This is a genomic window from Kribbella sp. VKM Ac-2566 (assembly GCF_004366005.1).
Taxonomy (GTDB): domain Bacteria; phylum Actinomycetota; class Actinomycetes; order Propionibacteriales; family Kribbellaceae; genus Kribbella; species Kribbella pratensis.
On the sequence record NZ_SODT01000011.1, the window covers coordinates 401,063 to 422,883 of the forward strand.

Consider the following 21,821-nt stretch of genomic DNA (forward strand, 5'->3'; position numbering starts at 1 on the left):
CTTCACCAGTTGGTGAACTGTTGTGTCAAGGACGGACCTCGAACACCAGGTTGAACGGCGTCTGGGCGACCGTGCGGAACCTGCTGAACCCGGCCGCCGTGGTGACGTCCTGGATCCGCGCCGGGCCGGCCTGGGTACCAAGAGCGAGACCAACCGGCTGGGACAGCGAGGCCGGCGTGCACAGCAGTGTTGAGAAGCCGTAGTACGCGCGGCCGACCGGGTTGAGGTTGTCCTCGACTTGGTCGCCGGCCATCGGCTCGACCAGCAGCCAGGTGCCGTCCGGAGCGAGCGCCTCGCGTACGTGCCGGGCCGCGCCGACCGGATCACCCATGTCGTGCAGGGCGTCGAAAGTCGTCACCAGGTCGTACCCGGACCCGCTGAACTTGTCGGCCGCCGCAACCTCGAACGTCACCCGTTCGCCGAGGCCCGCGGCCCGCTGCCGGGCGGTCTCGATCGATGCCTGGTGGTAGTCCGAGCCGGTGAACCGGGACTTCGGAAACGCCTCGGCCATCAGGATCGTGGACGCGCCGTGCCCGCAGCCGATGTCGGCCACCTTCGCGCCACGCTCCAGTTTGGCCACCACGCCGTCCAGCGCGGGCAGCCAGCTGGACAGCAGGTTCGCGTTGTACGACGGCCGGAAGAACCGCTCGCAGCCGACGTGCACGTCGGACGTGTGTTCGTGCCACCCGACGCCGGCGCCGCTCCGCGCGGCCTCGATCGTCTCGGTGGTGTGCTGCACGGTGCCGAGCGCGATCTGGAAGAAGCCGGGCAGGTACGCCGGGCTGTTCGGATCGGTCATCGCCACGGTCTGCTCGGGCGGCAACGTGTAGCGGCCGGTACTCGCGTCGTACTCGACGAATCCTCCCGCGGCCTGCGCGTTGAGCCACTCGCGCGTGTAGTGCTGATCGGTGCTGGTCCGCTCGGCGAGCTCGGCCGGCGTGCTCGGACCGTGGTCGGCAAGCGCCTGGTAGAAGCCGAGCCGGTCGCCCATCACGACCAGTGCCGCGTTCAGCGTCGCCCCCACCTCGTCGACCGCCTTGAAGACGAAGCCCATCAGTTTGTCGCTGTCGATTGCAACAGTCATTCGCTTTCTCCCCCTTGCGATGTGGTACGGCGAACTTAGGCAGCAGCGCCGGACCATCGCATCAGGTGGGGTTCCTGGTGCACACTGCGAGACATGCTCATCGGGCGGGAGGCAGAGCGCCAGGTGATCGAGCAACTGATCGCGGGGGCGCGGGTCGGAGCCGCAGGCGTGCTGCTCATCACCGGCGAGCCTGGCATCGGCAAGACGACGCTGCTGGACGAGGCCGCTGCCCTGGCCGGCGGACTGCAGGTCCTGAGAGCACGCGGTACCGAGGCCGAACGTGAGCTGCCGTTCGCGGCCCTGCTCCAACTCCTACGCCCTGTCCTCGCCGGCCTCGACCGTATCCCCGGACCGCAACGGACAGCGCTCGCATCGGCTTTGGCGCTCGGATCGGGACCCGAGGCAGCCAGCCCGGCGGACCGGTTCGCCGTCGGCGCCGCAACACTCAGCCTGATCTGCCGGTACGCCGAGGACACGCCGCTGGCACTGATCATCGACGACGCGCACCTGCTGGACCGACCATCCGCAGAGGCCTTGTTGTTCGCAGCCCGGCGCCTGGTGGCCGACCCGATCGTCATGCTGATCGCGGCGCGCGTCGACGAACCGCATCCGTTCGAGGCCGACCTGCCCCGGCTGCAACTGGAGGGCATCGGGCTCGAGGCCGCACGGCAGGTCGTGCAGCATCTCCCGAGCGACCTGGTCGAGCAGCTGCACCAGACCGTGGCCGGTAACCCGCTGGCTCTGCTGGAGCTCGCTGATGATCCGGCCCGCTTGCACCGGATGCCACCAGGCGTACCGTTCCCAGTCCCCGCGATGCTCGCAGAAGCCTTTGCCAGCAGGGCAAACCGGCTGAGCCCGGACGCACGCACCGCACTGCTTGTAGCGGCATTGGACGCTGACCTTGGAGCGGTGTCCCGAGTGTGCGCTGAGCTCGGCGTGGACGTCGCCGCGCTGGAGGAGGGCGAGGCAGCCGGTCTGATCGCCATTCGCGACGGTGAGGTCCAGTGGCGGCATCCGCTGGTCCGCTCAGCGATCTACACGAGTGCTGACCCGGCAGCACGTCGTACGGCGCATCGCGCGGTGGCTCTGGCCACACCGGACCAGGACCGGCGGGCGTGGCACTTGTCAGAGGCAGTCCTCGGCGCTGACGACGAGGTGGCAGCCGGACTGGTGCTTGCAGCGGAGCACGCGGCTGCTCGTGGAGCACATGCCGTCGCAGCAACGGCGTACGAGCGTGCTGGGCGGTTGAGCCAGGGACTGCCGGACCGTGCGGTCAGACTGGTCGCGGCGGGGGAAGCGGCCTGGTCGGCGGGACTGGCGGAGCGAGCAGAGGCCTTGCTGGATGATGCGCTGATCTTGCAGCCGCCGTTGCCGGTGCGGATCCGCGCGCAGGAGATTCGTGGCGACATCGAGGTGAAGTGCGGGTCGCCGCGCCGCGCCCGCGACATCCTGGTCGCGGCCGCGGCGGAGTCCACGGACCCGGTCGTCGCCACTGGTCTGCTCGCGGATGCAGTCGCGGCCTGTTTCCGGCTGTGCGACGCCGCAGGCGCGCTGGAGGTGGCGTACGACCTCGACAGCCTGCTGCCGGCGGTCGACCGGCCTGGCCCGCGCATCATCGGCATGCTGGCGAGCGGCGTCGCCAAGGTGCTCGCCGGGAGCGGTGGTACGGACCAGATCCGTGCAGCGATCGCGCTGGCGCCCTCCGACGAGCTGGACCGGGACCGCCGTCGTCAGGTGTGGATGGTGCTGGCTGCGTTGTTCCTCAGGGAGACAGGTACGGGCCGAGCCCTACTGCAGCAGGCCATGCTCGAAAGACGCGAGCAGGTCGCTCTCGGGACGCTGCCGGGTCTCCTGTTCGTGCTGGCCCGCGACGACGCGACAACCGATCGGTGGCCCGATGCGGAGACGTCGTACGACGAGGGGATCCGGCTGTCGCGGGAGACCGGTCAAACGACTGAACTGGCGATGAACCTGGCCGGACTGGCGTGGCTGATGTCCCACCAGGGCAGACCGGAGTGCCAGGAGCTTGCTGTCGAGTCTCTGCGGATCTGTGCGGAGCATGAGATCCGCCTCGGCACGGTGTGGTCGCTGTTCGCGCTGGGAGACCTGGAGTTGGGACGTGGCGATCCGGCGGCGGCGCTACCGCAGTACGAGCGGTTGGTCGACGTACTGGCTGAGTACGGGCTGAAGGATCCGGACCTTTCGCCCGCACCGGAGCTGGTCGAGGTCTACCTGCGCTTGGGGCGGTCGGGCGACGCGAAGCGCGTAGTGAGCGAACACTCGGCACTTGCAGAGGCGAAAGGCCAGCCGTGGTCACTGGCGCGAGCAGCACGCGCGCGGGGTGTCGCCGGTGAGAGCGAGTCGGACTTCGCTCTGGCGCTTGGCTGGCACGAGGAGACGCTGGACGCGTTTGAGCTTGCCCGCACTCGGCTGGCGTACGGCGCTTGGTTGCGACGGGGGCGGAGGCGTGTGGATGCGCGTACGCAGCTGCGGCTCGCTGTGGAGGGTTTCGACGCGCTGGGCGCACTCGGGTGGGCAGACCAGGCGGCAGCGGAGCTCAAGGCGACCGGTGAGACCGCACGGCGTCGTGTTCCGAGCACTGCGGACGACCTGACGCCACAGGAGCGGCAGATCGCCGTACTGCTCGCGGACGGGAACAGCATCCGTGAGGCCGCGGCCAGACTGTTCCTGAGCCCGAAGACCGTCGAATACCACCTCCGCAAGGTCTACGCGAAGCTCGGCATCCATTCGCGCACCGAACTGTCCGAGCACCTCGGACCGTAGGCTGGCTGCATGAGGCAGCCGTTCACGGAAGTCAGCGGAATCGCCCGCCACTGGGGCTTCGAGGACCTCGCGTCCACCGGCCCCGTGCAGCGCCTCACGCTGTTCACCGGCGTACCCGTCCAGCTAGTCACCGGGTACGCCGAGACGCGCGAGCTGCTTGCCCATCCCGACGTGGTGCGCTCGCCGCTGGACGGGCCGCACCGCGACAGCGTCATGGACGACCTGATCGCACGCACCGAGCAGCACATGCTGGGCGCGAACCCGCCGGACCACACGCGGCTGCGCAAACTCGTCGCGGCCGCCTTCACCCGACGCCGGATCGAGGCGCTCGAACCGCGGATCCGGGAGATCGCTACCGGCCTGCTCGACGAGATGGCCGCCGCAGACGAGCCTGTCGACCTCGTGAACGCGTACAGCTACCCGCTCCCGATCACGGTGATCTGCGAGCTGATCGGGATCCCGGCCGTACGGCGGGACGACTTCCGCCGCTGGTCGTCGGTGTTCGTGAACGCCGCCGTGTACACCGCCGAGGAGTACATCGAGGCGATCACCTCGATGCTCGCCTTCGTCCACGAGCTGATCGTGCAGAAGCAGCAGGCGCCGACCGACGACCTGCTGTCCGCCCTGATCGCGACGCGCGACGGCAGCGACCGGCTCAGCGAGGACGAGCTCACCTCGATGGTCTTCCTGCTGCTAGCCGCTGGCCACGAGACCACGGTCAGCCTGATCACCAACGGAGTACACGCTCTGCTCAGGCACCCAGACCAGCTCGAGTTGCTGAAGCGCGAGCCGGAGCGCCTGCCGACGGCCGTGGAAGAGCTCCTTCGGTACGACGGTCCGCTGCAGGCCGCGATCCCGTACGTCGCCCGCGCGCCGATCGACATCGCCGGGCGCCGGATCGAGGCCGGTGAGGTGATCGTGTTCGCGTTGCTCCCGGCGAACCGCGACGTACGAAAGGTCGAGCGCGCGGACGAGCTGGACATCACCCGCACCGATACCGCGCACCTCGCGTTCGGGCATGGCATCCATCACTGCCTCGGCGCCCCGCTCGCGCGGCTGGAGGGCCGGATCGCGCTCGGTCTGCTGTTCGAGCGGTTCCCGCGGCTGCGGCTCGCCGTACCCGAGCAGGATCCGCCGCGGCATCCGAGCCTGCTGATGAACGCGATCCGCGAACTCCCCGTGCTGCTCTGACCCCGGTCAGTCGCATCGCCTGAACATCGGGTGAACGGGCCCGAATCACATCGGTGGGATTGCGGCTCGCTTGACAATCAATGACATCCTTTCCGGGTGACGGAGTTGATGGAGGTCGCGCGACACCTGCTCGGCATTGCGATGGCCTCGCATTGGCTGCTGCTCATCCTGTTCGCCGCCGCGGCGATCGACGCAGTGTTCCCGGTGGTGCCCAGCGAGGGCATGGTGATCACCGCCGGCATGGCCGCGGCCGCCGGTCACCAGAACCTGCTGCTCGTCATCACGGTCGCGATGGCCGGCTCGGTCATCGGCGAGTCCGTCTGCTACTTCCTGGGCCGCGGCTCCGGACCGGCACTGCACCGCTGGATGAAGCGGCAGGAGCGCCGCCAGCGGCTCTACGAGAAGGTGTCGGCCGCGCTGCACTCCCGCGGTGGGCTGATCCTGATGACGGTCCGCTACATCCCGGGCGCCCGGATGGTCGCGACGCTGACTGCGGGCGCCACGCGGTACTCGTTCAAGAAGTTCATCGTCTTCACCTTCGCCGGTGTGACGGTCGCCTACACGTACGTCGCCCTGCTCGGGTACCTCGGCGGTGACGCGTTCGCGCACGACCAGTTGAAGGGGCTCGCGTTCAGCCTGAGCCTCGCCGCGGTGATCGGTCTCGTCGTCGAGACGTCCCGGCGGATCGTCGTGAAGCGCCGCGCGGCGAAGGTCACGGCCGCTTAACGATCCCCGCCCCGGTTTCCGCGCGAGCGCGTGTCCCGCGCGAACCTTTGCAGGCGTTTGTGCGTCAGTAGACCCGTGGTGAGGCCTGGGGCGAACCTCGCGGCCGTCGCGCTTGTAGTCGCGGCGGTGCTGGCCGGATGCGCCGACGTACCGCTGGAAGGCGCTCCCAGCCCCAGCAAATCCACGCCCACCAAACCCACCGTCGCCAAGCCCACGGGTAAGCCGACGCCCAAGCCCAGCACCCCGGCACCTACCCCGAAGCCGCCAGCACCTTCGACGCCGCCTCCGATGAAACCGTCGACGACTCCGACGGGGAAACTGCCCGCAGCGGCTCCGGTACTGCGGTCCTTCCCGGGACGGCTGCCCAACGGCAAGCCGCCGCTGTTCGTCGTCGTCTCCTTCGACGGCGCGGGCGATCTCGCGCTGTGGGCCCGCTGGCGTGCCGTCGCGAAGCAGGTCAACGCGAGGATGACGTTCTTCCTCTCCGGCCCGTACCTCTACCCCGGCGACCGGCGCACCGACTACAAGCCGCCGTACAAGAAACCCGGCGCCTCCGACATCGGCTGGGGTGACACGGCCAGCATCCTCGGCCGGACGAAGGTCCTGCGGGAAGCGATCGCCGAGGGCCACGAGATCGGCACCCACGCGAACGGGCACTTCTGCGGCGCAACCGGCATCGGCCGCTGGACGACCGCGCAATGGACCGCCGAACTGGGCGCGTTCGACAGGATGGTGCGGACCGGCCCGGCACTGGCGGCGGGCAAAGCGGTCGAGCCGCCGTTCGACCCGGCCACCGTGAAGGGCATGCGGACACCGTGCCTCGAGGGCAACCGCCCCGCGTACAGGCTCGCGATGGCGCAGCGCGGCATGCTGTACGACGCCTCTGCGCCCGGGTACATCGCCTGGCCGAAGAAGGCCGACGGCCTGTGGAACTTCCCGCTGGAATCGGTGACGCTGGCCGGCACGGCCAGGAAAACGCTGACGATGGACTACAACCTGTGGTTCGCGCAGACCGAGGCGCGGAAGGCGCCGATCGCCGAGGCGCCCGCGCTGAAGGCACAGGTGCTCGCGACCTACCGGCAGGCGCTCGCGAAGTCGCGCGCGAGCGGCAACCCGCCGCTGTTCCTCGGCAACCACTTCAACCGCTGGAACAACAGCGTGTACTCCGACGCGCTGACCGCCTTCGTGACGGAGACGTGCAAGCAGCCCGACGTACGGTGCGTGTCCAACATGGAGCTGGCGAGCTGGCTCGCGAAGTACGGCGTACCTAGCGGTCAGAACCGCCCGTCATAGCTTGAGGTAGCCGTACGCGCTCTGCCAGGTGCCGCCGTCCTTGATCCGGCCGACGACGAGCCGTTGCAGGCGGGTGTCCTGCGGTAGCTCGTCGAGGTGGTCGGTGCCGTGGGTGCGGAACGTGAAGAAGATCGCGCCGTCCTGGCTGTCGTTCGGCGTCCCGTACGGCGTGAAGCGGCGGCCGAACTTCACCATGTTCGAGTCCTGCGGGAGGTTGTCGAGCAGGTACGGGTCGAGCAACCAGGACCACAGGTTCGCCGTACGCACCGGGTACTCCGGGAAGTACCGCGGGAAGAACTCGCGGGCCTGCTGGAGGCTGTCGTCGACCAGGTCCGGCGTCAGCGGACCGGTCTCCGGGATGTGGACGCCGATGATCCACTCACCGGGCTCGGTGCCGGGCACCGGCTTGTCCTCCGGGACCTGGTGCAGCAGGTACTGCAGACGGCCGAGCGCGTAGATCTGGCCGGTCCAGTGGATCGTCATCCACCAGTGCGTCTCGAGACCGTAGTCGCCGTGGGTACGCCGGTTCACCTTGATCTGCTGCCCGAGGTCGGCGAGCGTCGCCCAGCTGATGTCGTCCGGGATCCCGCGCTCCGCGTGGAACCGGCGGATGTCCGGAACCGTGTCGAGGAACGCCTGGATCGAGTTCCGCGGGTCCTCCGGCATCCGGAACTCCGGCTCCTTGCCGAGCTTCCCGATCGCACCGCGGATCTGGTCCGCGAGCTCCTTCACGACAGCCTGGTCCGGCACGAACGCCTCGGCCGCCTCCCGGTCGACATCGGCGAACCCCAGCAGGCGATATTCCTCGACACTCGTCACTCGTCAACGGTAACCGATCTCAATGAGCCAGAGACTTACGATCTGATGCGCGGACCTCCGCCACTCACCAACCACTGAGAGTTCAGACTGTCTGCGCTCAGCCAGGCGGGCGGAGCGGGCTCTGGCGTGGGTTGGTGAGTGGCGCAGGTCCGCCGCGCCTCAGCGCTCCTCGGCGAGGCCCAGGTAGAGGATCTTCGGGTTGGCGGGGTTGAAGGCCAGCGACGGGATGCCGTCGAAGGTGTTGTGGTTCTTGGTGAGGGCGCCGGTGGAGGGGACGAAGCGGTAGAGGTCGGCGCCGAAGTTCAGGAGGACGTGCCGTAGCTGAAGTAGAGCAGGTCCGGGTCGACCGGTGAGGCCCACATCTTGTTGCCGTTGACCAGGTCGGCCCGGCTCTGGTCCAGCACCTCGCGGAACTTCTGCCCGCCGTCGGTCGACTCCCAGATGAACCGGGTCGACCGGTCCCGGTCGTACCCCTCCATCCACACCTTCGACGGGTCGGCCGGCGACATCGCCAGGCTGAACGCGTTCACCCGCTCGACCGGCCGCGACCGGGTCCACGTCCGCCCGCCGTCGAACGTCACGTACACGCCGTCCGACATGACGCCGGCCACCACGTGATCCGGGTTCCGCGGATCCACCACGGCGTCGTACAGGAAGAGATCAGGCGCCGCCGGTCCGCCGACACGCTGCCAACTCGTGCCGTCGTCGATGGAGTCGTAGAGCTGTCCGTCGCCCGCGACGGCCCGCAGTCGTCCAGGTCGCGCGTCCAGCGCCGCCAGTCCGCCGCCGGCGACCGGCCCGAGGACTGTGGTGACCTGCGAGCCGTGCACGCGATGGATGGGCTGGTCGTTGACGCTGTAGACGTACGCCGAGTCGCCCGGACCCGGCTGTACGTCGTACGTACTCAGGTCGTCCGGTGTCTTGTCGAGCAACTGCCAGCTGCAGCCGGCGTCACTCGAGCGCTGGATCGTCTGCCGGCCGATGCCGATGAGCGTGTTCGGTTCCTGCAGCGCGGCGACCTTCGCGTAGGTGACGGCGCGCAGCGTGCCCGTCGTACCCGCGAGAACCTGGCCGTCCGTCTCGGTGAACGTCACCGATCCGTCGCCGTACACCTTGCCGCAGTGTGGCCGGTTCCAGGACGGGTCGGGGGTTGCGACGGCAGGTGTGGAGAGAACGCTGAGCAGGGCGACGGTCGCGGTGGCGAGGGCGTAGCGGCGTGAGGTCATGCCCTTAGGTGTAAGGGCTGTGACCTCACGGCCACCAGCGCTTGCCGTGGCCGACAAGCGCCATGACGGAAAGCGGTCAGCCGGCGCCTAGCCTGCAGCCGTGTCGATGTGCCGCGCGAGGACCAGGTCGTCGTCGGTGATGCCGCCGGCCTCGTGGCTGCTGACCCGGAACGTGATGGTGGTGTAGCGGATGTCGATGTCCGGGTGGTGGTTCATCGACTCCGCCAACTGCGCGACGGTCGCCACCAGGCGGATGCCGTCCAGGAATGTGTCCCTCTTGACGCTTCGGACCAGCTCGTTGTCGACGACCTTCCACTCCGGGAGGTGGTCGCGCAACGCGAGGTCGATCTGGTCGTCGGTCAAGAGCTCACTCATGCGCTCACTCTAGACCCCCGATGGCGGTGAGAGTGGCGATGACGTCGGTGCGCCAGGCGCGGTAGCGCGCCGGGTCCTCGGTGAACGTGCGCTGGTTGGTCACCACGGCGTCCGCCGTGAGCAGTTCGGCGGCGTGGGCCTTCAGCGCCGCCGGGAGGTCCGGGTTGCTCTGTACGTCGTGCTGCAACTGCCACAGGAGGTTGTAGTCCTCCATTCCGTCGCGGAAGTTCTCCAGCCGGATCGACGCCATCGGGCCGCTCGGTCCGGGGTAGAACATCGACCCGTCACCCGCCGTACCGTTGAACGTCGCTGCCCTCCACGCGGAGAGGATGCCGTCGTTCACCAGCAGTTGGTTGGCGTGGTCGGAGCGGAGCCAGCGGTTGGTCGCGTAGTACAGAACGCCTTCCACACCGGCCTTGTAGGACATTGGCCCGACCAACGTCCGGGCGTCGATCGGCGGGTAGCCGTTGAACCAGTTCGGCAACGGCGAGCCGGTGGCGATGTCCGGGTACCACCAGGCCTGGTCGCCGCGGGCACGGGTTCGCTCGGCGACCGCCTGGTCGTACAGATCCTGCTGCGGCGCCCAGATGTCGACGAGGCCGGCCAGTCCGGTGTCGACGCCCATCGAGTTGTCCCGCAGCGTCGTGAGGATCGGCAGGTCCGGGAACGCCTGCTTCACCGCGGCGAAGGTCTGCTTCGCCGCCTGCAGCAGCGGGCCGTTCGCCTCGTCGAAGCCGTACACATATGCATATTTGTCGACACCAGCTGCGCGGTAGCGGTCCATCGCGGTCCGCAACTGGGCGATCCACGTGTCGATCTGTGCCTGCCAGGTCTCCGGCTTGGACGGGTTGAGCAGACCGGCCCACAGGTAGAACGCGTTGAAGTCACGCAGTCCGTAGTGGTCCCGGATGTACAGAACGTCCTCGACGGGGGTCGGCACGATCACCGGGTTCGCGTTCGAGGGGATGCAGGCGCAGGTGTAGAGCTGGTCCGGCTCGATCTTGTAGTCGTGCAGGAAGGACCAGTACTGGTGCTTGGCCGCCTCCTGCGCCGCCGGGTCGGTGATCCCGTAGAGGTCGTTGACGATCGCGGGCGTGAACTGGAACGTGGTGTTGAGCTTCGGCGCGTCGGGCACCGTCACGGGCCAGACCTTGGCGGCCACGGTCATGGTGCGGGTCCGCTTGCCGGCCGCAGAAAACGCAACCGTCACGTGGTACGTGCCAGGTGCGGCTGTCGCCGCTGCCTTCAGCCGGATCCAGTACGGCTGGAACGTGTCCGCGGGTACGTCGACCGACGTCAGGTCGTCACGGATCGGGTCGGGCGTCCAACCGGCGTACGTGGGTCGGTGGTACACGTTCGTCGGCGTCACGTTCAGCGAACCGACCGGAGCGACCGTGGCCTGCAGCGCGCCTTTGCCGGACACCGACGTGACCTTGGCCTGTACGCCGGTCAGCGGCTCGGCGAACGGCAGTACGACGGCCTGAACGTTCTCGTACTCACCACGGGTCAGCGACACCGTCGGCGCCGTACCGGTCGAGGTGAACGGCAGGTCCTTCGGGTACACCAGCGCCATCGAGTCGGCGGACTCCACACCGAAGTCGGCGCCGCGGTCGTGCGCCCGTGCCTGGATGGTGTTCGACAATCGCGGCACGGTCCGCTGCAACGCGGTGACGCCCGCGTTGAACGGCTGGTACTGCGCATACGTCATCGGCCCCCCGGCGAGCTTCTCCCGCAGGTCCGCGCACTGCGCCTCCGCGGCCCGCACCTGAGTCTTGAGACGCTCGTCCGCCGCCTCATGCCCCAGCGACCGGTCGAGTCCCTTGATCTGGTCCGCAAGCCTGGTCAGTACGCCGTTGAAGTCGACCAGCCGCAGTAGCTGGGCGGCTGCCATGTCGCCGTACGGCGTTTGGTCGTACGGGTAGCTGTCGACGAGCCGGAAGGCGTCGTAGTGACCGATGACGGGCGTCTTGGATCGCGGCATCGAGAAGCTGAGGTAGGCGATCCGGGTGATGTCGACACCGGCGGCCGCGATCGTGCTCATCCGCAGCGTGATCGGCGTCCAGTCGCGGGCCCGGATGGGGTAGTCCATGCCCCACGCCTTGTTCGACTGATCCCGGACGGTGATCCGGCCGACGGTCGTGTAGTCCTGCTCGGTGAAGAAGTCGAAGCCCAGCACGGTGTGGCCGGACCAGTCCGACACCGGGAGGCTCGGCGTTCCGGCGTACAGGTTGATGCCGGACGACGCACTGGCTCCCGGAGTGTTGGACGGGCCAACGGTGAACTTCAGGCCGGAGCTGCCGTGCGTCGGGTCGGCGGTGCGCTCGATCCTGTCGACCTGGGGCAGGGTGACGGTCGCGCCCTGCAGGTCGGTGTCGGACTCGAAGTCCTGGAACACGCCGGCCGGCGCGGCGGCCTGGGCCGTGCCCACCTGAATCAGGCCCGCAAGCACAGTGATTGCTACGAGCAACGAACCGGTCTTCCTCACGAGCTGCTCCTCTCGCCGGAATTACGGTCCTCACCGTAAAGCTGGAGGATGAGCGCGTCAAGGCGTCGCGTGCTGGAAAATGACCGATTGATCGCAGCTGTGCGCAGCTTCGATCAAGGCAGCGACTGGTCCCGGTTACTGGGAGCGACGGGCGCGGGGTGCGGCGAGGTATCCGAGCAGGGCCAGGACCGATCCCGCGGTGACGATCGCGCCGAAGACCCACGGCTGCGGATCGTCGGCGTTGAACGCCAGCAGGGTGCCGCTGATCGCCAGCGCCGTGGCGATACTCATCGTCGCGGCCATCTGACCGGCGCTGGTGTTGCGGCCGGAGTTGCTCTGGTCGGAGAGATCCAGGGTGAGCACCGACAGGCTCGAGGAACTGAGCCCCATGCCGACGCCCGCGAACCCCCAGCCGATCAGGCCGATCCAGGTGGTCGCGTCCGTCCACGCGAGCAGGGACGTCACGGCCAGTCCGAGCGTCATGAACGCCAGTCCGGTCCGCAGTACGGTGACCCGTTCGATCCCGTGCTCACGACCCTGCAACCACGATCCGAACGCCCAGCAGACGCCGGTGATCGACAGCGTCACGCCTGCCCGCGACGGGCTGAAGTTGTGCTGGAGCGTGAGCAGCAGCGGGAGGTACGCGCCGACTCCGGCGAACGCGGCCCCGCCGAGTCCACGGACGGCGACGACCGCGGGGAAGCCGCGTCGTGCGGTGAACGTGCCGGCCGGCATCACGCGTACGGCGGCCCGTCCTAGCACTGCTAGCGCCACGGCAACCGTCGTACCGCCGAGGAAGGGGTGCGCTTCCAGGTGGTCGCCGGCCAGCGTCATCGAGAACAGGGCGACGGATGCGGCGAGGGCCCAGGGGAGTGCGGCACGCCATGCCGCGAGCTCGGCCGCGTCCTCGGCGGTGCGCTCCGGCGCGGGGGCGTCTGCCGATTGACGCATCGCCGGGCGGAGCAGCAGCCAGCTCGGGATCAGCAGGACGAGCGCGCCCAGGAAGACCCAGCGCCACCCGAACTGCTCCGTCACCACACCGGTCAGCACCGGTCCGAGGACCGACGGCAGGATCCACATCGCGGCGAACAACGAGAACATCCGCGGCCGCAGTACGGCGGGCAGCGCGCGGGCGACGAGCACCATCAACGAGACGTCGAGCAGACCTTCGGCCAGACCGCTGAGCAGCCGTCCCGCGATCACCATCGGCATCGCGGTCGCCGTACCGACCAGGAGTTGCGCGAGGGTGAACGAGATCGCGCCCGCGCGCAGGGTCGGGATCGGCCCGCGGCGGTCGGACCAGAGACCGGCGATCGCGAGCGAGATCAGGTAGCTCGCGTTCGGCGCCGCGTTCGCGAGCCCGAAGCTGCCGAGCGCGTCGAACTCACGGACCATCGTGGGCAACGCCGTACCGACCGCGCGGTTCTCGAACGCGCCGAGCGTGACGAGACCGATCACCCCGAGCACCAGCGGCAGGTGCTGTCCGGTGAACAGCTTGGGGCGGGCTTCAGCCGTCGTTATCATGCACGCTATCGTCGAAGTTCAAGTTAGGTTGAAGTCAAGTCGCCCGGTTGCCGGGCAGCCGGAAGATCAGGACCAGGACGCGGAGCACGAGGACCGCGCAGATCACCAGCAGGTTGTAGCCGAACAGCTGGAACAACGTCATCGAGTCGGTGACCTTCGGGCCGCCCGGCGTACCGAGCAGCAGGACCGCCATGATGCCCGCGGTCGCACCTAGCACTGCCAGCAGCGCTTGGTGGAGCAGTCCGGTGAAGTGCCGGCGGTCGCGTTCGTCGGCGAACAGGCGGACATTCACACCGAGCCGGCCGCTCTCCGCCGCGGCCGCGATCCGGTCGATCCGGCGCGGCAGGCGGCGCAACATCGGGAGCAGCGTGGCGAGCTCCTCGGTCGCCGTACGGCGGAGCGCGTCGGGCGCGAGCCGGTCGGTCACGTGCTCGCTGGCGAACTGGCGGGACGCCGCGACCAGGTCGAAGCTGGGGGAGATCCGGGAGATGGTGCCTTCGATCGTGGCGAGTGCGCGGAACACGGCGGCGACCTCGGGCGGTACGCCGAGCTCGTGCGACGTGATGATCTTGAACAGGTCGTTGAACATCGCCGGGCCGAGCGTCACGCCGGCTGCGAGGTGTCTGGTCATGAACTGGCCGACGGAGCGCTCCAGCGCGCGTTCGTCGATGACGTCCGGGCGGTAGACGATCTCCAGCAGGGCATCGGTGGCCGACACCGGGTCGCCGTGGTCGACGGCGAGCAGGAAGCGTTGCAGGGCCTCGCGGGTCGCCGGGTCGAGGCGGCCGACCGAGCCGAAGTCGAGCATGCCGATCCGGCCGTCGGTCAGCAGCAGGAAGTTGCCCGGGTGCGGGTCGGCGTGGAAGACGCCGTCGATCGCCACCTGGCCGAGCAGGCACTCGAACAGCGCGCGTCCGAGGCGGACCGGGTCGAGGCCGCGGTCGGCGATCGCCTCGCCGGCGTTGCCGAGACCGATGCCGTCGAGCCGTTCCATGGTGAGGACGCGGCGGGTGGAGCGCTCCGGATACAGCCGCGGTACGACGAGGTCATTGCTGGCAGCAACGGACTTTCCGGCGGCCACCGTGGTCATGTTGCCGGCCTCGACGGTGAAGTCGAGCTCCTCGCGCATCGCGTCCGCGAACCCGTCGGCGAGCGCTCGCACTCCCATCGAGCGCCCCCAGTCGGTGTTCCGGTCCAGCAGCCTGGCGAGCCTCCGAACGATGTCGAGGTCCCGGTCGACAAGCCCGGCGATCCCAGGCCGCTGAACCTTCACCACTACGTCCGTGCCGTTCGTGAGGCGGGCGGTGTAGACCTGGGCGACCGAGGCGGCGGCGAGCGGTTCTGTGTCGAAGGCGGCGTACAGCTCGGACGGCCGGGCGCCGAGTTCTTCGGTGAGGATCTCCTCGATCTGCGGCCACGGCGCCGGGGTGACCTGGTCCTGGAGACGGCTGAGCTCGGTGGCGACCGACTGGGGGATGATGTCGCTGCGCGTGGACAGCACCTGGCCGAGCTTGACGAACGTGACACCGGCCTCGTCGAGGGCGAGCCGCAGGGACCTGGCCAGCTCGGCCTGGCCAGCCGCGTTCTCCCGGCCGGGACGGCGGCGGCCGCGCAGGTACGGGCCGAGCCCGTGCTTGATCGCGATCCGCAGGATCTGCAGGTACCGCCGGGTGCGCGCGATCCGCCCGCTCAGGTCCCGCCGCAGATCACGGGCCCGCGGCAACGACCCGGTCGGTACCAGCGCCTCCGCCAGCACCAGGAACACCAGGCCGGCGAGCATCGAGCAGAGCACGATCAGCGCCATGAACGCGATCGCGGCGCCGCCTGACCCGGTCCACGGCGGCGTACCGATCATCGCGATCGCCAGCGGCCCGGAGATGCTCAGCGTGATCAACGCACCGACCGCGAGCCGCCCGAGCCCGAACCGCACCCCGAGCAACCGCTGCGAGATCGGCACGAAGACCATCATGAAAATCACGAGATTGACCAGCCGCAACACCACAACGTCCATGTCCGGCACCCTAAGCGCCCAACCGCCCCCACCGACTCACCCACGCGAGTGACCCACCCCCGAGAGCCGAACTTTGAGAAGCCACCAACCGTTTCGGAGCAGTGAAAACGGTTGGTGGCTTCTCAAAGTTGGGCAAAGCGAGTCCCCTGGCTCCGGGTGGGGCCAGGGGGCTCGTGGTGGTGCTGGGGTCAGGCGGGGCGGCGGCGGATCTTGTTGCCCAGCCAGACGATCGGGTCGTACTTGCGGTCGACGACGCGTTCCTTCATCGGGATCAGCGCGTTGTCGGTGATCTTGATGTGCTCGGGGCACACCTCGGTGCAGCACTTGGTGATGTTGCAGAAGCCCAGACCGTGCTGCTCCTGCGCGGCGTGCTGCCGGTCGGCGGCGTCGAGCGGGTGCATGTCCAGCTCGGCGATCCGCATCAGGAACCGCGGACCGGAGAACGACTCCTTGTTCTCCTCGTGGTCACGGATCACGTGGCAGGTGTCCTGGCACAGGAAGCACTCGATGCACTTGCGGAACTCCTGCGAGCGCTCCACGTCCTGCTGCTGCATCCGGTACTCGCCCGGCTTCAGGTCCGCCGGCGGCTTGAAGGCCGGCACCTCGCGCGCCTTCTGGTAGTTGAACGAGACGTCCGTGACCAGGTCCCGGATCACCGGGAAGGTGCGCATCGGCGTGACCGTGACGACCTCGTCCTCGGCGAACGTGTTCATCCGGCACATGCACATCAGCTTCGGCATGCCGTTGATCTCGGCGCTGCACGAGCCGCACTTGCCGGCCTTGCAGTTCCACCGGACCGCCATGTCGGGGGTCTGGGTGGCCTGCAGCCGGTGGATGACGTCGAGGACGACCTCGCCCTCGTTCACCTCGACCTCGTAGTCCTTGAGCTCACCGCCCTCGGAGTCACCCCGCCAGACGCGGAATTTCCCTGTGTAACTCATGTGGCGGGCAACTCCTCTTCAGTCAGGTACTTCTTCAGCTCGTCGAGTTCGAACAGCTCCAGCAGGTCCTCGCGCATCGGGATCTGCTCCTTCTCGGTGACGTTGACGACGCCGTCGGCGTCCAGCGCGCACACCAGCAGCTTCTTGCGCCACTCGGGGTTCATCCCGGGGAAGTCGTCGCGCGTGTGCCCACCACGCGACTCCTGCCGCATCAGCGCCGCCCCGGCCACACACTCCGACACGGTCAGCATGTTGCGCAGGTCGAGCGCGAGGTGCCAGCCCGGGTTGAACTGCCGGTGACCCTCCACCGTCATCTTCGCGATCCGGCTGCGGAACTCGGACAGGCGGCCGAGCGCCTGCTCCATCTCCTCTTCCTTGCGGATGATGCCGACCAGGTCGTTCATCGACTGCTGCAGTTCCTGGTGGATCGTGTACGGGTTCTCGCCGCCCTCGAGCTCGAACGGCGCCAACGCGTCCGCGGCCGCCGCGTCGACGTCCGCCTCGTCGATCTTCGGCCGAGCCGCTCCGAGACCGTCGACGTACATCGCGGCTCCCATCCCGGCCCGCCGCCCGAAGACCAGCAGGTCGGACAGCGAGTTGCCGCCGAGCCGGTTCGAGCCGTGCATGCCGCCGGCAACCTCACCCGCGGCGAACAGGCCCGGTACGACGGACGACGCGGTGTCCGGGTCGACCTCGACGCCGCCCATCACGTAGTGACAGGTCGGACCGACCTCCATCGGCTCCGCGGTGATGTCGACGTCCGCCAGCTCCTTGAACTGGTGGTGCATCGACGGCAGCCGCCGGGTGATCTCCTCGGCCGGGAGCCGGGAGGATACGTCCAGGAAGACACCGCCGTGCGGCGTGCCGCGGCCGGCCTTCACCTCGGAGTTGATGGCGCGGGCGACCTCGTCCCGCGGCAGCAGCTCCGGTGGGCGCCGGTTGTTGTCCGGGTCCTTGTACCAGCGGTCCGCCTCGTCCTCGGTCTCGGCGTACTGCGCCCGGAACACGTCCGGCACGTACTCGAACATGAACCGCTTGCCCTCGGAGTTCTTCAGTACACCGCCGTCGCCGCGGACCGACTCCGTGACCAGGATCCCCTTCACCGACGGCGGCCAGACCATGCCCGTCGGGTGGAACTGGATGAACTCCATGTTGATCAGCGTCGCGCCGGCCCGCATCGCCAGCGCGTGCCCGTCACCGGTGTACTCCCAGGAGTTCGAGGTGACCTTGAAGGACTTGCCGACGCCACCGGTCGCCAGTACGACGGCCGGCGCCTCGAACAGGATGAACCGGCCCGACTCGCGCCAGTACCCGAACGCGCCCGAAATGGCGTCGCCGTCCTTCAGCAACTCGGTGATCGTGCACTCGGCGTACACCTTGAGGTTCGCCTCGTAGTCGCCGGTGGCCTCGAAGTCCTCCTGCTGCAGCGAGACGATCTTCTGCTGCAGGGTGCGGATCAGCTCCAGGCCGGTGCGGTCGCCGACGTGCGCGAGCCGCGGGTAGGTGTGACCGCCGAAGTTGCGCTGGCTGATCCGGCCGTCGGGCGTGCGGTCGAAGAGCGCGCCGTACGTCTCCAGCTCCCAGACCCGGTCCGGCGCCTCCTGCGCGTGCAGTTCGGCCATCCGCCAGTTGTTCAGGAACTTCCCGCCGCGCATCGTGTCGCGGTAGTGGACCTGCCAGTTGTCGTTGGAGTTCGCGTTGCCCATCGCGGCCGCGCAACCGCCCTCGGCCATCACCGTGTGCGCCTTGCCGAACAGCGACTTACAGATGATCGCGGTCTTCTTGCCCTGCTCGCGGGCCTCGATCGCCGCGCGCAGGCCGGCGCCGCCGGCCCCGATCACGACGACGTCGTACGAGTGTCGTTCCAGCTCAGTCATGAAATCCTCAATTGATGATGCGCAGGTCGGAGAACCACCCGGCGGAGACCGCCATGATGTAGAAGTCGGTCAGGATCACGGTGAACAGCGACGTCATCGCGAAGGTGCCGTGCTTCGGGTTCAGCTTGGACACGAAGGTCCAGTACCGGTAGCGCATCGGGTGCTTGGAGAAGTTCTTCAGCCGGCCGCCGACGATGTGCCGGCAGGCGTGGCAGGACAGCGTGTACAGCCACAGCATCACCAGGTTGATCCAGATGATCACCGTGCCGAGACCGATCCCGAAGCCGCCGCCGTCACCGTGGAAGGCCTGGACGCCGTCGTAGATGTTCAGCACACCGAAGACCAGGGCGCCGTAGAAGAAGTAGCGGTGCAGGTTCAGCGCGATCAGCGGGAACTTCCGCTCACCGGTGTAGTTCTTGTGCGGCTCGGGGACCGCGCAGGCGGCCGGCGCGAAGAACAGCGACCGGTACCCCGCCTTGCGGTAGTAGTAGCAGGTGCCGCGGAAGCCGGCCAGGACCACGAACGTGATCAGGCTGAACGGCAGGAAGCGCGGGAAGTTCCCGAACCAGGTGCCGAGATGGCTGGAACCCTCGACACAGCTGCTGGTCACACACGGCGAGTACAGCGGCGTGAGGTAGTGGTACGCGTCGACCCAGTACCACTTGTTCATGAAGATCCGGATCGTCGCGTAGACGATGAAGAAGAGCAGGATCACGCCGATACGCAACGGCGCGAGCCACCATCGATCCGTTCTTGCAGTCTTGAGGCCTACTTGAGCGCGGCCCGGCGCACTAACTCCCGTGGCCATCAGGGAGCGTGCCTGTCCGGCGCGCCGAAGCCTTCGTGTTCCGCGTCGGTCCACATGGACGCGTCATATTCCACGTCGGGAATCTCCTCGAGTTCCTCCGGAACGGGTCCGGGCCTGTGCCTGGGGTCGGGCGGGCCGAGCTCTGCGAGATCGTCGCTCAGCCGGGCCACATCGGACACCAGGCGGCGGATGCCGAGGGTGTCACCGTACTCCTGGCTGAGTTTGCCGACTGTGGCGTGCAACACCTCGAGAGCGCGCTGCACGGCCGCCACGGTGCTGTTGCCGTCACCCATGCCGACTCCAGTGATGGTTTTGTAGCTGTCAGTATGGGCACACTTTGCCCCTGCCGAGCGCCCAACGGAAGACCCCTCGGTACGGCGTGTTTCCAGTTAGGCTTACCTCAGTTGCGAGTGCGCCGACGGGTGGAGTAATGGAGCGAATCCGGCCTGTAGGACAACGAGATTCGCGGGCGGCGTGAGGACCTCGACCTCGCGCAGACCGGGTGGCCGCAGCCCTTCGCCGTACCCCTCCCACGACCACGGCAGCACCTGCTGATCGAGCACCAGCGCAGGTCTGCCGTCGAACCGCACCATGGCGCCGTCGGGCAGGCCGGAGAAGTCCTGGACGGTCGTTCGCTGCCGTCTGGTGCGCGACTCGACCCGCTCATGGTGCAGTACGGCGTCCAGCTCGGCGGCCCGTGGACGTTCGGACAGGCCGCGGCCGCTGGCCCACGCACCGGCGTACAGCAGGAAATCCCTGCGGCGGCAGTAATGACAGGGCCGATGACCAGCGGCGAGCGCGACCGCCTCGTCGAAGAAGAACAGTGCGGTCCAGCGGCCGGGTGGCATCGGATCGCGGCGGATCCCTTTCCAGTCGAGGACACAGCAGATCCACGCCTTCGACCGCCAGCGGGTCGTGCCGAGGCGGCGGTCGGGGCCGTGCAGGCTGCCGCGATTGCCCATCAGCAGACCGCGGCCGGGGTCGGCGACGATCTCCTGGGTGGGCAGAACCCTGTTCTGCAACGGCATACCGGGATCATGTCTGACGGGACGGACAGTTTCTGGCAGAGTCGCCCTGACCGGGGCGGAGGGGTGGGAAGGAATCGACGCAGTGCAGCAGATCGTGGTGGGTGTCGCGGTGGTACGGGACGGCCTGGTGCTGGCGGCGTACCGGCCGGGGCCGGACGGCGGCTGGGAGTTTCCGGGCGGCAAGGTCGAGCCGGGGGAGACCGACGAGCAGGCCGCGGTCCGGGAGATCCGCGAGGAGCTCGATCTGGAGATCAAGGTCGGCGAGTCACTCGGACCTGGCGTGGACATCTCGGAGGCGTTCCGGCTGCACGTCTACCGGGCGGTGATCGTCGCCGGCGACCCAGTACTGCGTGAGCACTCGGAGTTGCGCTGGTTCGCGCCGGAGGAGCTCGACGAGAGTGACTGGCTGGTAGCCGATCGGCCGTTCGTCCGGGCGCTCCGAACCCGCCGGTAGTGGCGGAAGTCACACCGGTCACGATTCGGTGACTAGCGTCGGCTTCCCATGGCGTCCACACTGCGAGATACGTAGGGTTCCCGGCAACCCGGCGAGCTCGGGTCAAAGGTGCGGGGTGCATCACCATGAAGGACGGGTGACGGCGATGACGCTGGGGGTATCGGAGACGCAGTCTCCCGATGAGGGGCTGCCGACAGATGCTCTGGTCGAGACTGCCGAGGCGAAGGAGATCGAAGGCCGGTCGCCTGGCGAGATCGCGTGGACACGGCTGCGGCGTGACAAGATCGCGATCATCAGTGCGATCGTGATCCTGCTGATCATCGCGGTGGCGCTGCTCGCGCCGCTGATCGTGAAGCTGAACGGGTTCCCGCCCGATCAGTTCAACAAGGTCGACGCGAACGGGAACCCGTTGCTGAACACGCGCGACGGCGGCATCCCGATCGGCGGGTTGTGGGGCAGCGGCACGAGCTCCGAGCACTGGCTCGGCATCGAGCCGCAGAACGGCCGCGACATCTTCTCGCGGCTGGTCTACGGCACCCGGGTCTCGCTGCTCGTCGCGCTCGGCGGCACCGTCATCGCGGTCGTGCTCGGCACGGTGATCGGAATGGTGTCCGGGTACTTCGGCGGCTGGGTCGACACGCTGCTCAGCCGGCTGATGGACATCATGCTGAGCTTCCCGTCGCTGCTGTTCGTGATGGCGCTGACACCGGTGGTCGCCTCGCGCGCCCAGGATCTGTTCGGCACCCCTGACAACAACACGCTGCGCATGGGCGTGCTGATGTTCGTCCTCGGCTTCTTCGGCTGGGCGTACTTGGCGCGAATCGTCCGTGGTCAGACACTTTCGCTGCGTGAGCGCGAGTTCGTGGAGGCGGCCAGATCACTCGGCGCCGGCCCGAACTACGTGCTCTTCCGGCAGGTCCTGCCGAACCTGGTACCGACGCTGCTGGTGTACACGACGCTGCTGCTCCCGACCAACATCACCGCGGAGGCGGCGCTGTCCTTCCTCGGCGTCGGCATCAAGGAGCCGACCGCCTCGTGGGGCCGGATGATCTCCGACGCGTCGAACTGGATCGAGGGCAACCCGCTGTACCTGTTCTTCCCGGGGATGGCGCTGTTCATCACCGTGCTGGCGTTCAACCTGCTCGGCGACTCGGTCCGAGACGCCCTCGATCCGCGCGCCGGAAGGAGCTGACCC

General features: G+C 68.3%; 19 protein-coding genes. 6 read left to right on the forward strand and 13 right to left on the reverse strand.

All coding sequences use genetic code 11. The features are described from left to right. Nucleotides 1-25: 25 nt before the first annotated feature. Nucleotides 26-1,084 carry a class I SAM-dependent methyltransferase gene (locus EV647_RS24700; protein WP_134006746.1) on the reverse strand — a complete coding sequence of 353 codons (1,059 nt, stop codon included), beginning with the start codon at nt 1,082-1,084 and terminating at the stop codon, nt 26-28. A 93-nt stretch (nt 1,085-1,177) separates the two neighbouring features. Here EV647_RS24700 and EV647_RS24705 point away from each other — a divergent pair, with 93 nt between their 5' ends. The 4 genes from EV647_RS24705 to EV647_RS24720 all read left to right on the forward strand — a co-directional run bounded on the left by EV647_RS24705 (nt 1,178) and on the right by EV647_RS24720 (nt 7,078). Next, a complete protein-coding gene (locus tag EV647_RS24705; protein WP_134006748.1) occupies nt 1,178-3,868 on the forward strand; it encodes a helix-turn-helix transcriptional regulator in 2,691 nt (896 codons plus the stop codon). A gap of 9 nt (nt 3,869-3,877) precedes the next feature. Next, on the forward strand, nt 3,878-5,059 hold the full coding sequence (locus EV647_RS24710) for a cytochrome P450 (RefSeq protein WP_134006749.1): 1,182 nt from the start codon (nt 3,878-3,880) through the stop codon (nt 5,057-5,059). 96 nt (nt 5,060-5,155) lie between these two features. Beyond that, entirely contained in the window at nt 5,156-5,785 is a 630-nt protein-coding gene (locus EV647_RS24715; RefSeq protein ID WP_134006751.1) for a DedA family protein, read from the forward strand. A gap of 75 nt (nt 5,786-5,860) precedes the next feature. Further along, complete coding sequence (locus EV647_RS24720) at nt 5,861-7,078, forward strand: hypothetical protein (RefSeq protein WP_134006753.1); 1,218 nt, start codon at nt 5,861-5,863, stop codon at nt 7,076-7,078. Here the strand turns inward: EV647_RS24720 and EV647_RS24725 are convergent. The 12 genes from EV647_RS24725 to EV647_RS24780 form a co-directional block, all read right to left on the reverse strand. After that, nucleotides 7,073-7,897 carry an acyltransferase domain-containing protein gene (locus EV647_RS24725; RefSeq protein ID WP_134006755.1) on the reverse strand — a complete coding sequence of 275 codons (825 nt, stop codon included), beginning with the start codon at nt 7,895-7,897 and terminating at the stop codon, nt 7,073-7,075. The genes EV647_RS24720 and EV647_RS24725 overlap by 6 nt on opposite strands. Before the next feature lie 159 nt (nt 7,898-8,056). After that, a complete protein-coding gene (locus EV647_RS24730) occupies nt 8,057-8,257 on the reverse strand; it encodes a hypothetical protein (protein ID WP_134006756.1) in 201 nt (66 codons plus the stop codon). Further along, complete coding sequence (locus EV647_RS24735; RefSeq protein ID WP_134006758.1) at nt 8,200-9,123, reverse strand: hypothetical protein; 924 nt, start codon at nt 9,121-9,123, stop codon at nt 8,200-8,202. The genes EV647_RS24730 and EV647_RS24735 overlap by 58 nt, the downstream gene beginning before the upstream one ends. An 87-nt stretch (nt 9,124-9,210) precedes the next feature. Next, the gene (locus tag EV647_RS24740) at nt 9,211-9,498 is read right to left on the reverse strand and encodes a 4a-hydroxytetrahydrobiopterin dehydratase (protein ID WP_134006760.1); all 288 of its coding nucleotides are present in this window, start codon (nt 9,496-9,498) and stop codon (nt 9,211-9,213) included. Between the two features lie 4 nt (nt 9,499-9,502). Then, the gene (locus EV647_RS24745; RefSeq protein WP_134006762.1) at nt 9,503-11,983 is read right to left on the reverse strand and encodes a DUF4091 domain-containing protein; all 2,481 of its coding nucleotides are present in this window, start codon (nt 11,981-11,983) and stop codon (nt 9,503-9,505) included. Between the two features lie 135 nt (nt 11,984-12,118). Continuing rightward, the gene (locus EV647_RS24750) at nt 12,119-13,507 is read right to left on the reverse strand and encodes an MFS transporter (protein WP_134006764.1); all 1,389 of its coding nucleotides are present in this window, start codon (nt 13,505-13,507) and stop codon (nt 12,119-12,121) included. Nucleotides 13,508-13,541: 34 nt separating this feature from the next. After that, complete coding sequence (locus tag EV647_RS24755) at nt 13,542-15,518, reverse strand: AarF/ABC1/UbiB kinase family protein (RefSeq protein ID WP_134006765.1); 1,977 nt, start codon at nt 15,516-15,518, stop codon at nt 13,542-13,544. Between the two features lie 188 nt (nt 15,519-15,706). After that, the gene (locus EV647_RS24760; protein ID WP_134006767.1) at nt 15,707-16,459 is read right to left on the reverse strand and encodes a succinate dehydrogenase/fumarate reductase iron-sulfur subunit; all 753 of its coding nucleotides are present in this window, start codon (nt 16,457-16,459) and stop codon (nt 15,707-15,709) included. After that, nucleotides 16,456-18,336, reverse strand: a complete 1,881-nt coding sequence (locus EV647_RS24765) for a fumarate reductase/succinate dehydrogenase flavoprotein subunit (RefSeq protein ID WP_134006769.1) — start codon at nt 18,334-18,336, stop codon at nt 16,456-16,458. The genes EV647_RS24760 and EV647_RS24765 overlap by 4 nt, the downstream gene beginning before the upstream one ends. Nucleotides 18,337-18,343: 7 nt before the next feature. Beyond that, complete coding sequence (locus tag EV647_RS24770) at nt 18,344-19,063, reverse strand: hypothetical protein (RefSeq protein WP_238175562.1); 720 nt, start codon at nt 19,061-19,063, stop codon at nt 18,344-18,346. A gap of 80 nt (nt 19,064-19,143) precedes the next feature. Then, nucleotides 19,144-19,437, reverse strand: coding sequence for a hypothetical protein (locus tag EV647_RS24775; RefSeq protein ID WP_134006773.1), 294 nt, complete (start codon nt 19,435-19,437; stop codon nt 19,144-19,146). Between the two features lie 102 nt (nt 19,438-19,539). After that, nucleotides 19,540-20,172 carry a hypothetical protein gene (locus EV647_RS24780; RefSeq protein ID WP_134006775.1) on the reverse strand — a complete coding sequence of 211 codons (633 nt, stop codon included), beginning with the start codon at nt 20,170-20,172 and terminating at the stop codon, nt 19,540-19,542. 82 nt (nt 20,173-20,254) lie between these two features. On the opposite strand from EV647_RS24780, the gene EV647_RS24785 reads away from it, so the two are divergent. Together EV647_RS24785 and EV647_RS24790 are read left to right on the forward strand one after the other, a co-directional pair. After that, nucleotides 20,255-20,626, forward strand: a complete 372-nt coding sequence (locus EV647_RS24785) for a (deoxy)nucleoside triphosphate pyrophosphohydrolase (protein ID WP_134006777.1) — start codon at nt 20,255-20,257, stop codon at nt 20,624-20,626. Between the two features lie 145 nt (nt 20,627-20,771). Then, the gene (locus tag EV647_RS24790) at nt 20,772-21,818 is read left to right on the forward strand and encodes an ABC transporter permease (protein WP_134006779.1); all 1,047 of its coding nucleotides are present in this window, start codon (nt 20,772-20,774) and stop codon (nt 21,816-21,818) included. Nucleotides 21,819-21,821 lie beyond the last annotated feature (3 nt).

What these genes read in the sequence shown, in the direction of transcription:
- EV647_RS24700 (WP_134006746.1), bottom strand. Translation starts at nt 1,084, where the DNA reads ATGACTGTTGCAATCGACAGCGACAAACTGATGGGCTTCGTCTTCAAG.
- EV647_RS24780 (WP_134006775.1), bottom strand. Translation starts at nt 20,172, where the DNA reads ATGCCGTTGCAGAACAGGGTTCTGCCCACCCAGGAGATCGTCGCCGAC.
- EV647_RS24710 (WP_134006749.1), top strand. Translation starts at nt 3,878, where the DNA reads ATGAGGCAGCCGTTCACGGAAGTCAGCGGAATCGCCCGCCACTGGGGC.
- EV647_RS24740 (WP_134006760.1), bottom strand. Translation starts at nt 9,498, where the DNA reads ATGAGTGAGCTCTTGACCGACGACCAGATCGACCTCGCGTTGCGCGAC.
- EV647_RS24705 (WP_134006748.1), top strand. Translation starts at nt 1,178, where the DNA reads ATGCTCATCGGGCGGGAGGCAGAGCGCCAGGTGATCGAGCAACTGATC.
- EV647_RS24755 (WP_134006765.1), bottom strand. Translation starts at nt 15,518, where the DNA reads ATGGACGTTGTGGTGTTGCGGCTGGTCAATCTCGTGATTTTCATGATG.
- EV647_RS24765 (WP_134006769.1), bottom strand. Translation starts at nt 18,336, where the DNA reads ATGACTGAGCTGGAACGACACTCGTACGACGTCGTCGTGATCGGGGCC.
- EV647_RS24750 (WP_134006764.1), bottom strand. Translation starts at nt 13,507, where the DNA reads ATGATAACGACGGCTGAAGCCCGCCCCAAGCTGTTCACCGGACAGCAC.
- EV647_RS24790 (WP_134006779.1), top strand. Translation starts at nt 20,772, where the DNA reads ATGACGCTGGGGGTATCGGAGACGCAGTCTCCCGATGAGGGGCTGCCG.
- EV647_RS24735 (WP_134006758.1), bottom strand. Translation starts at nt 9,123, where the DNA reads ATGACCTCACGCCGCTACGCCCTCGCCACCGCGACCGTCGCCCTGCTC.
- EV647_RS24775 (WP_134006773.1), bottom strand. Translation starts at nt 19,437, where the DNA reads ATGGGTGACGGCAACAGCACCGTGGCGGCCGTGCAGCGCGCTCTCGAG.
- EV647_RS24760 (WP_134006767.1), bottom strand. Translation starts at nt 16,459, where the DNA reads ATGAGTTACACAGGGAAATTCCGCGTCTGGCGGGGTGACTCCGAGGGC.